This is a genomic window from Chryseobacterium sp. FG46, assembly GCF_057809135.1.
This window is the reverse complement of sequence record NZ_JBMDJJ010000023.1, coordinates 1-15,186: the sequence shown is the minus strand read 5'-3', so window position 1 is coordinate 15,186 and position 15,186 is coordinate 1. Positions and strand designations below refer to the sequence as shown.

Sequence of the window (15,186 nt, the reverse complement as noted above, 5' to 3'; positions counted from 1 at the left end):
ATACAGAACTATAGAATATTATGGATACAGATTTTTTTATTTGATCTTTTATTCTCGCAGATAAAGCAGATTTTCTCTTGAAGAAATCTAATTCATCGAATTGATAATAGCGTAGAAATAAAAAACAGACTGTTTCTTCCGAAACAGCCTGTTGCAACTATTTAAAGTCTCATGGTTATTGTTCTGCTTTTTTCAGGGCTTCTTTGATTCCTTCCAATCCATCTCCAAATTGGGCAAGCAGCGCTACAATCTGGGACATTCTATCATTTTCTCCAAGACCCTTTAAGGTTTTATTTTTAACAAAGGTTTTTCTGATCTCATTCCAGCGTTCGGTTTCTTCTTCTGAGAGAATTCCTATCAGTTCTTTCAGTTTCAACATATTGGCTTCTGCCCCTGTTGTCAGCGTCTGAGATTCATTCTGATAGTGATCCAGGACGATCTGAGTAACTTCATTGTCTTTCAGGATAGGCTGTATCTGTGTTATCAGTTTATTCATATTACGATACGATCCCTGCAGCTTGAATGAGGGTTCATTTCTGTAATCGTCTGACATGGCTGCAGAGGCAATATATTCTTTGTTTACCTTCAGCACCATATTTCTTACCCTGATTGTGTTTTTCAGTACTGCTCTGAAATCCGATATCTCACTGGAGCTGAAGTTTCCTTTCAGGTTGTCAGCAGGATGATCTGTAATCACACAATCATAAAGCTCATACAGGTTTTCAATTCCCGGATTGGTCAGTCTGGTCAGATATTCGTTGGACATCAGCGCATTTTCAATAAGACTCAGGTCGAAAAGATCTGTTTTTGATCCGGATATTTCTCCTAAGTTGTAAGTATCTGAACGATTGGCCAGCATATCCGGAATTTTAAATTTTTCTCCACTCTCTGTATAAGGATTTCCTGCCATTACGAGACAGAATCTCTTGGATCGAAGGTCATATGTTTTACTTTCTCCGTTGTAGATTCCTTCAATTTTTCTCTGTCCATCTGCCAGTGAAATAAATTTCTGTAAAAACTCAGGATTACAATGCTGAATGTCATCAAGATAAAGCATGACATTATCTCCCATTTCCAGGGCGAGATTCAGTTTTTCAAGTTCCTGTCTCGCCCCAGCATTTTTGGCTTCGGATGGATCTGTTGATACGATATCATATCCTAACGACGGTCCGTTGATCTTCATGAAGACCAGTCCCATTCTTTCAGCCATATATTCCATCAGGGTAGTTTTTCCATATCCAGGCGGAGAGACCAGAAGAAGCATTCCCATTCTGTCTGTTCTTTTGTCTAATCCTGCAGTTCCCAGCTGCTTGGCAAGGTTGGCTCCTATCAGAGGGAAATAGACATCATTGATCAGTTTATTTCTAACAAATGAACTCAATACCTGAGGTTTGAAAGTATCAAGTTTCAACGCTTTTTTCTTTTCATCCACCCAGTTGTACTTCAATTCCTGAAGCTGTTTGTATTTAGGAACGGTAACCGTATTAAAATGACTAAGACGGGATACAAATTCAAAGTAGCTAAGATGGTATTCCGTATCTTTTTCAAGAGACTTCAGCTCTTTTATGGTGACTTCATAAGAAATGTATTTGATATTATTCGGATCAAACTTCTGACTGATGATAAATACTGCTGCCTCCTGTATAATATCTTGGCCAGCCTCTGAATTAAAGGATTTTAGCGCGCTTTCCGCAATATAATAACACGCCTGAGGGTATTGATACATCGGTTGCAACTGGCTGATAAACTCCAGGTCTTTGCCTTTTCCCTTCAGTTCTTTCATGAAAAGTTCATACAATCCGGCCGCTTTTTCTGAGATCAGGAAGTTTTCTTTGTCTTCCTGTTTAAGGTATATGGCAGCATTGATACAATCCGTTTCTTTAAAAACACCATGGGCCGATGCAAAAGATTTCATTTCCTCCGAAATTTCTCTGATTAAATACTCAAATCCCTGTTTTACAGTGAATGATTGAGCAATAATAGCGGCTGCTTCAAACTGTTTGGTATAATATTCTTTTCTTTCACTTTCCAGGAAAAACCAGAAAAGCTGTGCCAGTGCTCTTTCCTGTGCAGTAAACCTCATCAGTCCCAATTCATTGTGCATCTGCTGAAGTTTCAATACAATTGTCTCAGCATCTTTATCATGAATTCCTTTTACCAATCCTTCTCCGAAATGCTCTGCTGTAAACTGCTGTACAGCCTTTTCGTTTTCAGCCTCTGAAGTTATTTCCCTGTGAGCGGAAAACACATTCCAGGCTAGGTATTCAAATCTTTTTACATTGTTATTTTCTGATACAAATTCCTGATTCCATACTTCTTTGAATTCATCTGCTGTGAAATTCAAAGGTTCATAAAAGCTTGTTCCGGTAAGGTGATAGTAATATTGAGCATTTCTAAGCACCAAAGTAAGATCCAGCTTCTGCTGATTGACTGCAAATTTATAGTCTCCCAATGCAATGACGCTTTCTCCGTCTGCATAGATCTCTTTTTTATCTTTAAGCTTTCTTACCGCTTCTTGTTGTAATGTTTTTAACAGTGCCTGAATTTCCTCAGATTTTGCTGAATCTTCCAGCTCTGCAAGCTGTCTTGAAAGATCCTTCACTTTCTCCACCATCAGATCAGCTGCAAAGTAACCGTTGATCTCATTTTCAGAGTCAAAAGATTCTGCTTTGGTCTGTACAGATTTCAGGATTCTCTGCGCAGCATCAAAAAGATTCTGAGTCCTTTTATTTCGTGTTTCGGTAAGTTGTACTCTTTTATTCTGGAAATGTCCGTAAACTTCTTCTCTTTTAGTTCCTATCTGCTGGATAAATTCTTCGAAATCAATAAATTTCGTTTCCATTTCTTCCAACTGGATGGAAAGTTTGGTGAGATATTCATCACATTTTTCCGGAGTTTGCGAAAGTTCCAGAAAATTGATCACCGATTGGTCAAACAGGGTAATCTGAGCCTGAAAATCTGAAGCGAGTTCTTTTCCTGAAATTTCTCTTTTCCTTTTGCTGAGCTCCAGCCTTTCCTTATTCAGCCTCGCAAAAATCAGAGATATGTTTTCAATAATCTGGGTAGATTGCGAGGTGTCTTCAATTTTAAGGTTATTGACAATATCCACCAACAATTCCAGCTGCCCGGAAAGGAGATTGATATCTTCTTCAATTGTTTTGGCATCAATGGCTTTCTGCAGACCAATAATATCTTCGGAAATCTTCTCCGCTCTTTCTTGATAAGGTAATAATGCTCCCTCCTGAAGCAGAAATCCCACACAGGCATTTGACAATTCTGCATAGCGGTCTGCAAGGGATTTTTCCAATTTATCCAGCAAAGCAGTGTCTGCATATTTAAGCTCTCTTGCTCCTGTCACTTCTCCTCTTAAGGCTCTGATCTGAGAAAGGGCATCAATATATTCAGTAAGCTGAGAATAGTGAAGCCTTTTGGTATCATCAAGAATTTTATCACAGGACAACTTTATTTTTTCTAAAGTTTCCTCTGTATTTTTCCTCTGCTCCACTACTTTTTCGTACTCATTGATGGCTGAATGCGCAATCGCTCTGATCTCTTTCAATGGCTGATCCAGTTTCTGAACTTCATCTTCACCAAGGAAATAATAAGTATCCAGAATAAAGGTGGAAAGCTTTACAATATCATCATACAAACCACTGTAAGAGTCTTTTTTATTCAAAAGAGTGATCAGCTCCTGACTCTCTGCCATTACTCTTACAATATCTTTATTTCCTATTTTGTAAAGTAAACTGTCTGCTTTTTCCGCATTAGGCAGCAGTTCTTTAGAAAAAGGAGTCTGCCAGATCTGAGCCAGATGATGCTTAGTGGTTTCAATACTTTCTCTGAGATAAATAAGTTTTCCATCATTGAGAAACGTAAATCCACTGCATCGGATTGGTATTTCGATGGTTTGGGTGATGATATTATAAGAAATCAACTGATAATTGTTGGTTTTATCATCGTAGAAAACGTATAAAAAATTTTCTCCGTTAGGCTCAATAATCGTTTTGAGATAGTAAAGTCTGTTCTGATCCTGAGAAATTACTTTTAATCCTCCGGTCTGAAGCGCATATCCGTTTGAAAATAATACCCCTTGATTTTCCGGAAGCAAAAGCCCTGAATATTTAAGAGCATCTGCTCTGGAAACGGTTTTTTCCTTGTGATTATAAATGAAATAGCGTTCCGTTTCCTGATAGGGTTTTATTTTAAACAAAACAAGATTATCGAGATCACAGAAATGAATCTCAGCGTCGTCCAGATTCTGATCTTTATGAATGACATCTTCGGAGTAAATTCCTTTTCCTGTATCTGTATTGTCTTCTACTTTAATGGTAATATCTCCACCAATACTTTCTACGAAAACTTTATCTGCTAAAGAAATGTGAGGATGTTTCCCGGATCTCTGCATATCTCTTGTTGCCTTTGTCCATGCAAAACCATGCTGCTGAGGGTAAGAGGTCTCGGAAGCACTTCTTGAGTCTACATAGACCAGTTGATTTTCTTTGATCAGCCATTTAAAGGCTTTGATATCTGTGGTACTTTCGGACAGCTGGAAAACCATATACAGATAGTTTTCAGTGAAGGTAAACCTGGCAAAGAAAGTATTTCTGTAATATTTGTAAAGGTCTTTGAACTCATCAATGAAAACCTCATCATTGATCAGGGTTTGATCCTGAGGTTCAAACCGGTCATTATTAATTGTATATATTGAAAAAACGTCCGAAATATTGATTTCCGTCTGAAGTCCCAGATGGGCATTAAACCCGAATATCAGGTGATCACCCAGTGAATAGATATCTTTGGCTATACAGCTGTGATCCGTTGAAATTCTTTCATTGGCAATAAGTAAGAAATCTACCCCGCCAAATATATTTTTGCGGTTTTCATTAAGCTGCTGAAGTCTCTGAATCAGGTTATTCTTCTGCTCATTTAAACGGTTCTGAATAATTTCGTAAGTTCCGGAATTAAGTTGTTCTGACATCGTTTTTATTTAGGTTGTCATCACTGCTGTCTCACAGCAGATCTTTGTATAACTTGTGGTACTTTGAAAATTTTTTTTGATATAAACCTTATAGGTTTTAAAAACCTATAAGGTTTGAGGTTTAGAATCTCTTAAAGTATCTAAAGCACTCTTGCATCAAATATGATTATTGTTCACCGGCTTGTTTTCCACACCCAGGTGTTTAGCCATATCCAGCGCTCTTTCCAGAATTCCTTTTTCCTGCTGAGAGGCAACGCCATTCAGTTTAAAGATCAAAGAAGCAATGCTCATATTTTTGATGTCATCAGATGAGATTTTGTATTTATCTACCATTCCCATCACTTTTCCGATGATGTTTTCCCCATCACCCAGAAGGTTTTCTTTTACAATCTGCGCGTTTTCGCTGTGGCTGATGAATTTATCCAGTCCTTTTCCTGCAGAAACCTGTCTGATAACATTGTCGAAGAAAGTATTATCTCCTCCTACGATATCAATTTTTGCAGATTTGAAGGCTTCTGCCAATACCATAGATTGTGCTTCTGCGATATCTTTCTGAATAGCAATCTGAGCCAGTTCCACATCTTTTTCTTTGGCAAGCTGAAGACGGAATTCTTCGTGGTCTTTACCGGCATCGTTTAGTTTCTTCATGGCTTCTGCTTTCTCAGTAATTCCTGCTGCTTCTGCCAGTGCTTTTTCTTTGATGACTTCTGCCTGGGCAATTCCTTCTTTTTTATTGGCATCTGCTTTTTTCTCAATCACTGTAGCTTCTGCAACTCCCTGTCTTTCCGCAGCATCTGCTTTTGCATGCATTACCTGAGCTTCTGACAATCCTACGGTTGCTTCTTCTTTTGCTTTGGCATCTGCAATGATCTTACGGGCTTCTGCTTCTTTTTCGGCTGCATCTCTTTTCGCCTGGGCTTCAATGACATATTTCTGTGCATCTTTTTCTGCTGCCAATCTGCGGGATTCTGCGGCTCTTGTTTCTTCAATCAGTTTTTTCTCTGCTTCCTGAGTAGCAACGGTAATTTCTACCTGCTTATTTCTTTCTGCTGTTTTGAAGGCTTCCAGATCTTTGATTCCCTGCTGCTCTTCTACAACGGTTTTTTCCATTGTCAAACGTTCACGGATCGCATCCTGAATACTTTTCTTCTCCAGCTCTATTGCTTTCTCCTTTTCAATCTGAGCAAGAGAGACAATTCTTTCTCTTTCTGTAGCTTCAAGGGCCTTATCTTTCAATACTCTTTCGGTTTCTACCAGATCAGCACGTTCTTTATTTTTAGCAGCGATAACGACCTGACGGAGTTTATTTTCTTCAGCAATCTGCAGTTTTTCTTCTGTAGCAATGCGAACGGTTTCGTATCTAAGGCGCTCTTCTTCTTCTACTTTCAGAATTTCTGCATTTTCACGGGCTTTGATATTGGCGACCTCTCTTTTTTGAGATTCTTCTTTTTCAGCCAGCTGTTTTTCAAGCTCAAGAATGGCTTCTCTGGCTTCTACATTTTGTTTTGTAATGGTTTTTTCTTCATCACGACGAACCTGGTTGGCTTTAATATTCTGAGTAGCTGTCAGTTCTGTTATTTTCTTAATCCCTTCAGAATCAAGAATATTGTCTTTATCTAATTTATCAATGGAAGTCTGCTCAAGGTAGTCTATGGCGCAGTCGTCCAGCACATATCCGTTAAGATCTGTTCCGATGATATCAAGGATTTCCTGACGGAATTCACTTCTTGCTTCATATAATTCTGTAAAATCAAATTTCTTTCCTACCGTTTTAAGGGCTTCTGAAAATTTTGCTTCAAAGAGTTCCCTCAACGTCTGTGCATCAGAAGCACGCTGACAGCCAATGGTTTGACCTACATTCACGATATCATCCACTGATTTGTTGACACGGATAAAAAATGCCACCTGAATATCTGCTCTCATATTGTCTTTGCAGATTAATCCTGCTCTTCCCTCTCTCGAAATCTCCAGTTTTTTTACAGAGATATCCATAGATTCCATACGATGGATAATGGGAATGACAATACCGGCATTAAAGAAGACTTTTGTACCTCCATAACCAGTTCTTAAAATAACGATTCCCTGAACGGTTTTTTTATACATCGATAAAATCCAGAAAATCAATCCGATTGATGCTACCACAGCAACAACAATTCCAGCAATTAAAGGTAAGTTCATAGTTTTATAAGTTTATAGTTTATATAGATTGTGTTTTTTGTTTTTATAGAAATTGACAGATGATGTCCAGGATATAGTTCATCAGAATCAAAAAAATAGTTATCATGGTTATTAGTTCTTATTTTTAATATCTTATTGACTGTTGTACATAGTAAATCCTTTTTTCGGGTTCTTCATCTACAATCATAACACGGCTTCCATGTTCAAGTCTGCTTCCGTCTTTACTTCTTACCATCAGCGTCATAGGATCACTTCCGATAAAGACTTCCATCATCCCTATTTTATCATCCTGAATGCTTGATTTTAAGCGCCCTTCTCTTCCTAAAAAGGCATATGATAATTCACCTTTATGATTGATTTCCTTAAAGAAGGGGTTCAGAGGCTTTAAAATTATTCTGGTTAATAGCATTCCTCCGATCATTAATGGAAAGAGAATAAGTATTCCTGCCCAGGTAGGAAGTGGAATGAAATAATTCAGATAAAATGAGCCCAGCCAGGTGATCAGCAATGAAAGGGTAAGAAAATACGTCACCGGAACAATATCCAGATTCAGAAATTTCAGGAAATGTATCCATGCCGAAGGATCATGATCAGGAGTGTGAACATGGCCATCCGGAACGTCTATATCTGCATCTGTATCCAGATCGGAATGAATCCCAACATCGATATCCAGCCCTGTAAGAATGGTAAAGAGCCAATACACCACTGAAAGCCCAAGAAGAACTGTCAGCACCGTATTCACCGGAGAAAATGCTACATTTAAAAATTCCTGAAAGGTCATATTAGCCTTTTTTTAGTGTTTCTTTTAATCTGTTTAAAGCTTCTTCAGCCTTTGTATCGCTATTGTTTACTATGGCATCTATCTCATCATCAATGCTTTTTCCTGATTTTGAAAGATCAGAATAAGCTTCAGCCAAGGCTTCCTGCTGTACAACACGATCCTTCAGTTTTTCCAGCATGCTTACCGTGCTTCCGGTATCCATCTGGGTCATCTTCTGATTGATATCTTTCGTGGCTTCACTTACCTGAACTCTTGCTTTCAGGGTTTTCAGTTCATTTTCCCATTTGGCAATGCTTGACTTCAGGTGGTTGATATTTCCCTGCATCTTTTCGCATTCATCATATAGTTTTTCATGTTCTTTCTGAAGAGCATCTGCATTTTCCTGAGAAACAGTCTGCCTTTTCAGAGCTTCTTTGGCAAGACGGTCTGCTTCTGCCGTTTCTACCTCTCCTTTTTCTGCTTTCTGAACAATGACTATAGCTTTATTATAGTAATCTTTGGCCGTCTGCCCTTCTGTCTCTGCTTCATTCTTTTTCCGGATAGCAAGGGCTTTCAACTGGGCAAGTGCTTCTATACTTTTTGTCAGCTGTTCTTTCATTTCACGGATTCCCTGTTCCGTTAAATTGATTGGGTCTTCAAAGTTTTCGATCACAGAATGGATCTCTGCTTTTCCTATTGTTAACAATCTTTTGAAAATGTTCATTTTAAATATCTTTTGTGAATTACTTACTCATTTCCAGCATTTCTGTTGTAAATTCCCCCACAAGGATTCCCAGAGAATTGATGGAAGCCATCACTTCGTTTTGTGCCATATTATCGGTAGGAAGTGTGTCTCTGAAAATCACACGCCTTCCTGTACCGTCCAATGCAAATGCTCCGTGAACAATGTCCCTGTTTTTCTGAAGCAGTCTCAGGAATATTTTTTCTGATGGGTTTTTGATTTCAAAAAGAAACTGTTCCATAATCAGAATAGAATCTGATATGATAAGGATCATATTTTTTATCCCGTTGGATTCTTTTTCAATGATTAAGATTCTCTGAGCTTCATCCTCCAGCGTGATGTTAAACTCATAATCTAACAACCACTCTTTGACCGTTCTGAATATTTGATTTCTCATAATGGCTGGTTTAGTGTTTTATTTTGTCTACACAAATATAAAATAAAACTTTCAAAATGCAAATATTATTAGCAATTATTTGTTCCAGATTCTCTATCTTTGCAAAAATGATTAGACAAAAATGAGCTTCTTTGGAACTAATATTAAGAAAATAAGACAGGTAAAAGGACTGAGCCAGAAGGCTTTTGCTGATTTATTTGATTTAAACAGAGGGGTAATAAGCTCTTATGAGGAAGGACGGGCAGAACCTAAGATTGAGACGATATTAAAGGTTGCCAATCATTTTAACCTTAATCTGGATAAATTACTGACTGAAATCATCCAGGTAAACCAATTGGTAAGCGTTTCCGATATTGATCAGCTTATGCTTTTTCCGGAACTGGCTATTCAAAACAGCAAGGAAACACAGGCTAAAACGGAAGATAATAATCCAAATTCGCCGATATTGCAAAAAATATTAGCATCCGTTGACTTGGTTTATGAATTTACTGCAGAAAAGCAATTGCTTCTTAATTATCACTACGGAGACATACTATTTTTAAATAAGACAGATCCGGAAAAAGAAGCTTTATCAAGTCTGGTGTTATATAAAGACGGAGGTCTGCAATATCTATCCGACATCAAAATTAAAAATGCTGATGACCAGCAGTATTATAAGATTGTAGGCTATGTTTCTACCGCAGATAAAAATATTTTCACCGATATTTTTGAAAGGCTCGAAAAACTCGAAGATAAAGTCAAAAATTAACGGGTAAAAGCGGTAAAGAATGTTTAAGCCTTTAATCTCATTTTAATCACCATTTATTGAATAATACAAATCAGGATTTTAAAAAATCCTATATTTAATCTATGTTTCGCATGCTTTTATTTTGATTTTCAGAACAAAAACTAAACTATCGTGTAGTCAAAATCAGAACAAAGACACCTATTTTTGTATTAAAATAGAAACAATGGAAACAAAATATTCCCGAAACAGGTTATACGTACAGCAGGAAGAGCAGCAGGCAATAAAAAATTTTTCTGTTTTGCTTGCAGGAAGCGGAATCGGCAGTAATATTGCTGAATGTGCCCTTCGTTTTGGTTTTGAAAATATTACCATTGTGGATGGCGATACTATTGAGCAGTCTAATCTGAACAGACAAAACTATACGCATCAGGATATTTCTTCCTACAAAGCAGAAACCTTATACCATCGGCTGAAAAGCATTAATCCGGATGCCAATATCCGCTACCGAAGTGAATTTATTACGTCTGAAAATGTTCATGAAATAATCAGCGATCACGATATTGCGATTAACGCATTGGACTTTTCAAGCAATATTCCTGTAGTGTTTGACAAAATATGCCAGGAAAGAGGAATACATGTGCTGCATCCCTATAATCTTGGCTGGGGAGGTTTAGTCGCCGTTCTGGAACCTGGCGGTCTTCCGCTAGACATTCTTTCCGATGAAAATTTTAATGAACTGAAAATGGTAGAGTACATTGCGGGTTATCTGCGGTTTTGGAGAACCCCCAATGAGTGGCTGGAAAATATCATCGATGATTATAAGAAGGAAAAAGAAAATCTTCCTCCTCCTCAATTAGCGATCGCATCGTGGATTGTTGCCGGAATGTGTACCCATATAATGTTCAAAATAGCCACAGGAAAGACCTACAAAACTTTTCCTCAGTTTTATATGAATGCTATTTCCGAATAGCTATTTGTGCATTATATGATTAAATCAGTTTGTAATTGGTGGCATAGGATAGCGCTTCTGTAATATTACTTACTCCCATTTTGTCGAAAAGCTTTCTTCTATGGAACTTTACGGTATCTCCTGTCACGTAAATTTTATCCGCAATTTCATTAATGGTAAGCCCCTGTGCATATAACCGCAGAATCTCGGCTTCTCTTTCTGAGAGCTTTACCTTTTCTTCTTTGATCCATCTGCTATCTTTCAGATCATAATTCCAGATTTCATCAGTTCCCTGCTTTACAATAGAGATATTTCCGGAAGCGTGGTTATGGGATAATGAAACAATACACATCGCTTTCCACATTTTACCTTCTGAAGATAAGAAAAGAGGGGTCAGCTTATGATTGATAAGAATGGTATTCTTACTTTCATTAACTAAGTGGAAATCGTAAGAAATGGTGTATAATTTCCTTTCATTTACAGGCAGGTTCTCATAGAATTCAAATCCTACTTCATTGATTTTAAACAACAGGTCCAGGTCTTCTTTTTTCACATGCCGGAAATAGAAAGCATAGCCCATTGTTTCTACTTCTTTAGGGGTATGATCACAAAGAAATAAAGGATTATCCGATACATACTCAAAATTCTGTTTCTGATAGTCGATGACATACAGACTCATATAGGTGATTCTTGCAAAGGCCTTAATGACCTCAAGGTAGTCAGAAGTCTGAGTATTCTCTGACTCTGAGATCGAATCAATGCTGTTTTTATTTGAAAAGAATTTTCCAATCTCTTCCATAGTTAAGTTTTTAAGGTATAGTTTTTAGGTTACTACACTTTAGTGTAGACTTTAAGGAATCTACACTAAAGTGTAGCCTATCCCACTATTCAGTGTAATAATTTTACTATAAAGATAAAAAAAATATGGGACATCTTAACTTTTACTCTTTAAGTAATAAAAACTTATACGAATTAGCAAAATTTGTTGTTACCGAAAATTTTAATCATCATGAAAGCTATTCTGATACGGATCAGTTTAAGGCTGAAGTAGAGGATATCTACCATGAAGAGAAGAACTTTAAAAAGTCTAAGATTTTTGTTTCCAGAGATCACGAAGGAAAGATCAATGGTTCTATAAGAGTTTTTAAATGGAACCATAAGGATGTCCTTCCATTGGAAAAGCTTTTCCAAATCAATCCTTCTTCTTTTATCAAAAACAAAACTACTAACATCTGGCATATCGGAAGATTTGCTATTAAAAAAGGAATTGATAAAACGGGATTCGGAATTTTCAAAACGCTAATGGCTTACGCAATCAATGAAGTCTGCTGCAATAAAAACTCGGTTGCCATTGCGGAATGTGATGCGAAGCTTCTGAAAGTTCTTAAGCTTATGGGAATTGAAGCCATTACATTGGCCGAACCTATTCATTATCTGGGTTCAGAAACTATCCCTGTAATGCTTACTTATAGCGGGCTGAAAAAGTTTCTGGATAAGAACTATCACCTGATGTCCACACAGGAAGTAAGCGCCCTACACCAAAGTGTAGTATTACAACAAACCGCCTAAAACTACACTTCCGTGTAGCATCATTCAAAGCACAACATTCTACATTTGAAACATAAAATAAAAGACATGACAAAGAAATACTTAATACCGTTATTATCCTTCATAGGAATGGGCATTCAACTTAATGCTCAGAGTATTTCCGGTAAAGTATCTGATGAAAAGGCAAAAAATATTTCTTACGTAGAGGTTATTCTTTTGGCAGGAGACCATAAATTCTCGGCAATTACTGATGAAAATGGACTTTTCTCTATTAAACTTCCCAAAGCAGATTCTTATAAAATGGAATTTTTCCTGAACGGAAGCAAGGTATATGAAGGAAATGAAAATATAGAAGGAGAAGTGACGAGAAGCTATACAATAAAAGAAAGCCAACAGGAAAGCCAGGAAATTCAGGCCATCAGTCTTACGAAAAAGAAAAAACTGGTGGAAAGAAAGATAGACCGTCTTGTTTTCAATGTGGAAAATTCGGTTGCGGCTACGGGAGGGACAGCAATAGATGCTTTAAAAACAACTCCTTTGGTTCGTATTCAGGATGAGAAAGTATCCATTGTAGGAAAAGGTGAAGTTTTGGTCATGATTGACGACCGTATTCAGAGAATGTCTCCTGATGATCTTTCAAGCTTCTTAAAATCTATTCCTTCAGATAATATTCAGTCTATTGAAGTGATTACTACCCCACCTGCAAAGTATGATGCAGAAGGGGACAGCGGACTGATCAATATCAAACTTAAAAAAGGAAAAGCTAATTCCTGGAATGCCAACATCGGCGGTAATTATACCCAGAAAACCTATGCAGGAGGCGGGCTTCAGGGAGCATTCAATTACAACCGAAACAGACTCTCATTACAGGTTACAGCCAATACGAATTCTCAAAGACTCCGCACCACATCAGACAGTAAGATTTACTATCCGGATGAGCTATGGATTCTGAATGTAAAAAATAAATCCGAAGAGAACAATCTCGGGCTGGGACTTGGGGTAGATTACAAAATATCTGATAAATGGACAACAGGAGCTAAATACCTGGGTAGTTTCACCAGAAACACCTCATCCAACAGTCCTTTTACCTCAAGATTTAATCCGGCAGGAGCTGTTAACTCCTACATTACCTCTGATATGGATGCGAATAATAAACCCAATATGAATTCTCTTAACTGGTACAATACCTTTAAAGTGGATTCTGCAGGCACAAAAATCACTACAGATTTTGATTATTTCCACTATAGAAAAAGTGATTACAACTTCTACGCAGGAAATGAGCTGGATCTGCTGAAAAATATTCTTCCGGGAAGCTTTTTCTCGGCAACGAATACGAATGTGAACCGTATTGAAAACTATTCCGGAAAAGTAGATGTGGAAATGCCGCTGAAATGGGCATCTTTAAGCTTCGGGGGGAAATACACTTATACGAATACCAATAACGACCTTGTGGTTATAGATCGTAAAACCGGAACGCCGGTCTTAAATACAGATCAGTCGAATATTTTTAACTATAAAGAGCACAATGAAGCATTATATGTTTCTGCAAGCAAAAAGCTGGGCGAAAAATGGGAAACCCAGGCTGGACTGAGAATGGAAGCAACGCAGACAACGGGCTATTCTCACAATCTTAATCAGACCAACAAAAATGATTATGTGAAATTATTCCCCACTGCGTATGTAACGTATAATCCGAATGATAAAAACTCTTTCTCACTCAACTACAGCAGAAGGATCCGCAGACCGAATTTCGATTATCTGAATCCGTTTGTGGTGCGTACAAACCCTTATTATTATTCGGAAGGAAATCCATTTTTAAAGCCTTCTATTATTGATAATCTAGAGTTTTCTTATGTGAGAAACCAAAAATGGGTATCCTCTGTGTATTATTCTCAGGTCTCAGATTTCAGCCAGGATCTTTCTATTCTGGATCCTGAAACGAATATCACCAGAAGTACACCGTTGAACTATGCCAATACGTATCAGGTAGGAGTTTCCACATATTATAATTTTAATAAATGGTCATGGTGGAACAGCTTTACAGGGTTTAATGTGAATTATCAGAAGGTAAAGTCCAAAACAGATTTCATCAGTTCAATAGACGGATATAATGCCTATTTCTATTCAAATAATGATTTTACACTGAATAAATCTAAAACCCTATTCTTCAGTGCGAACTACGGGCTTCAGCTTCCGGGACGTTATCAGATCTTTCATATCTCAACTATGAATATTCTGGATGTCTCTATGAAATTCCTTCTCCTGGATAAGAAACTGACGCTTACGGTTACCGGTATGGATCTTTTGAATGGCCAGCGTCCTGTGATCACTTATGAGTCTAACGGAGTGAAAACAGACTTCACCAGCTATGGCGACACCAGAGGGGTGAGAGTTTCTTTAAGCTACAAATTCGGGAACAAAAACCTGAAATCTGAACAGCAGAGAAATTTCGGGAACGAGGACGAAAGAAACAGAATTAATTAATCAACTATATACTTGCAAGTAGGGTCCAATAAAGGTTTTATGACTTGAAAAGATAACCACAATCAAACTATTCTAAAAATTTTAAATCATGCACAAAATTAAATTAACCAAAGGTCTACAGATCAACAAAGAACAAATCAGCAAGCTTCAAGAGGAGCAAATGAACAGCCTTAAAGGAGGAGTTAACAGCCTTCAGGCAGCGGCGCAGTCTTGCGGACAGTGTTCTTGCGGTGGAAACACAGTGGTAAAAACAAGAGCAGCTCAATAATCAGCACTCCCAATCACATTTAAAATAAACAATAACAATCTAAAAATTAAACATCATGCACAAAATTAAATTAACCAAAGGTTTACAAATCAACAAAGAGCAAATCAGCAAGCTTCAAGAGGAGCAAATGAACAGCCTTAAAGGAGGAGTTAACA

General features: G+C 37.6%; 12 protein-coding genes. 6 read left to right on the top strand and 6 right to left on the bottom strand.

Annotated elements, in window-relative coordinates; genetic code table 11:
- Positions 1-175 precede the first annotated feature (175 nt).
- The 5 genes from ACODR7_RS16170 to ACODR7_RS16150 all read right to left on the bottom strand — a co-directional run bounded on the left by ACODR7_RS16170 (position 176) and on the right by ACODR7_RS16150 (position 9,055).
- Positions 176-4,978 carry a DNA repair ATPase gene (locus ACODR7_RS16170; RefSeq protein WP_488840604.1) on the bottom strand — a complete coding sequence of 1,601 codons (4,803 nt, stop codon included), beginning with the start codon at positions 4,976-4,978 and terminating at the stop codon, positions 176-178.
- A gap of 156 nt (positions 4,979-5,134) precedes the next feature.
- A complete protein-coding gene (locus ACODR7_RS16165) occupies positions 5,135-7,156 on the bottom strand; it encodes a flotillin family protein (protein ID WP_136522985.1) in 2,022 nt (673 codons plus the stop codon).
- Between the two features lie 124 nt (positions 7,157-7,280).
- A complete protein-coding gene (locus tag ACODR7_RS16160; RefSeq protein WP_488840601.1) occupies positions 7,281-7,937 on the bottom strand; it encodes a hypothetical protein in 657 nt (218 codons plus the stop codon).
- A gap of 1 nt (position 7,938) precedes the next feature.
- Positions 7,939-8,640 carry a PspA/IM30 family protein gene (locus tag ACODR7_RS16155; protein ID WP_488840599.1) on the bottom strand — a complete coding sequence of 234 codons (702 nt, stop codon included), beginning with the start codon at positions 8,638-8,640 and terminating at the stop codon, positions 7,939-7,941.
- 19 nt (positions 8,641-8,659) lie between these two features.
- Positions 8,660-9,055: a type III secretion system chaperone family protein gene (locus tag ACODR7_RS16150; RefSeq protein WP_076595237.1), complete on the bottom strand. Its 396-nt coding sequence runs from the start codon at positions 9,053-9,055 to the stop codon at positions 8,660-8,662.
- Positions 9,056-9,176: 121 nt separating this feature from the next.
- Here ACODR7_RS16150 and ACODR7_RS16145 point away from each other — a divergent pair, with 121 nt between their 5' ends.
- Positions 9,177-9,803: a helix-turn-helix domain-containing protein gene (locus tag ACODR7_RS16145; RefSeq protein WP_488840597.1), complete on the top strand. Its 627-nt coding sequence runs from the start codon at positions 9,177-9,179 to the stop codon at positions 9,801-9,803.
- Between the two features lie 202 nt (positions 9,804-10,005).
- The gene (locus ACODR7_RS16140; RefSeq protein WP_488840595.1) at positions 10,006-10,752 is read left to right on the top strand and encodes a ThiF family adenylyltransferase; all 747 of its coding nucleotides are present in this window, start codon (positions 10,006-10,008) and stop codon (positions 10,750-10,752) included.
- A 19-nt stretch (positions 10,753-10,771) separates the two neighbouring features.
- Here the strand turns inward: ACODR7_RS16140 and ACODR7_RS16135 are convergent, their stop codons facing one another.
- Positions 10,772-11,530, bottom strand: coding sequence for a response regulator transcription factor (locus ACODR7_RS16135; protein ID WP_488840593.1), 759 nt, complete (start codon positions 11,528-11,530; stop codon positions 10,772-10,774).
- Positions 11,531-11,655: 125 nt separating this feature from the next.
- Here ACODR7_RS16135 and ACODR7_RS16130 point away from each other — a divergent pair, with 125 nt between their 5' ends.
- The 4 genes from ACODR7_RS16130 to ACODR7_RS16115 all read left to right on the top strand — a co-directional run.
- On the top strand, positions 11,656-12,300 hold the full coding sequence (locus ACODR7_RS16130; RefSeq protein WP_488840591.1) for a hypothetical protein: 645 nt from the start codon (positions 11,656-11,658) through the stop codon (positions 12,298-12,300).
- Between the two features lie 66 nt (positions 12,301-12,366).
- Positions 12,367-14,763 carry a TonB-dependent receptor gene (locus ACODR7_RS16125; protein ID WP_488840589.1) on the top strand — a complete coding sequence of 799 codons (2,397 nt, stop codon included), beginning with the start codon at positions 12,367-12,369 and terminating at the stop codon, positions 14,761-14,763.
- Between the two features lie 88 nt (positions 14,764-14,851).
- Positions 14,852-15,031, top strand: coding sequence for a class I lanthipeptide (locus tag ACODR7_RS16120; RefSeq protein WP_076595229.1), 180 nt, complete (start codon positions 14,852-14,854; stop codon positions 15,029-15,031).
- Positions 15,032-15,086: 55 nt separating this feature from the next.
- Positions 15,087-15,186: class I lanthipeptide (locus tag ACODR7_RS16115; protein ID WP_488840696.1), on the top strand; the 100-nt coding region annotated here is incomplete at its 3' end.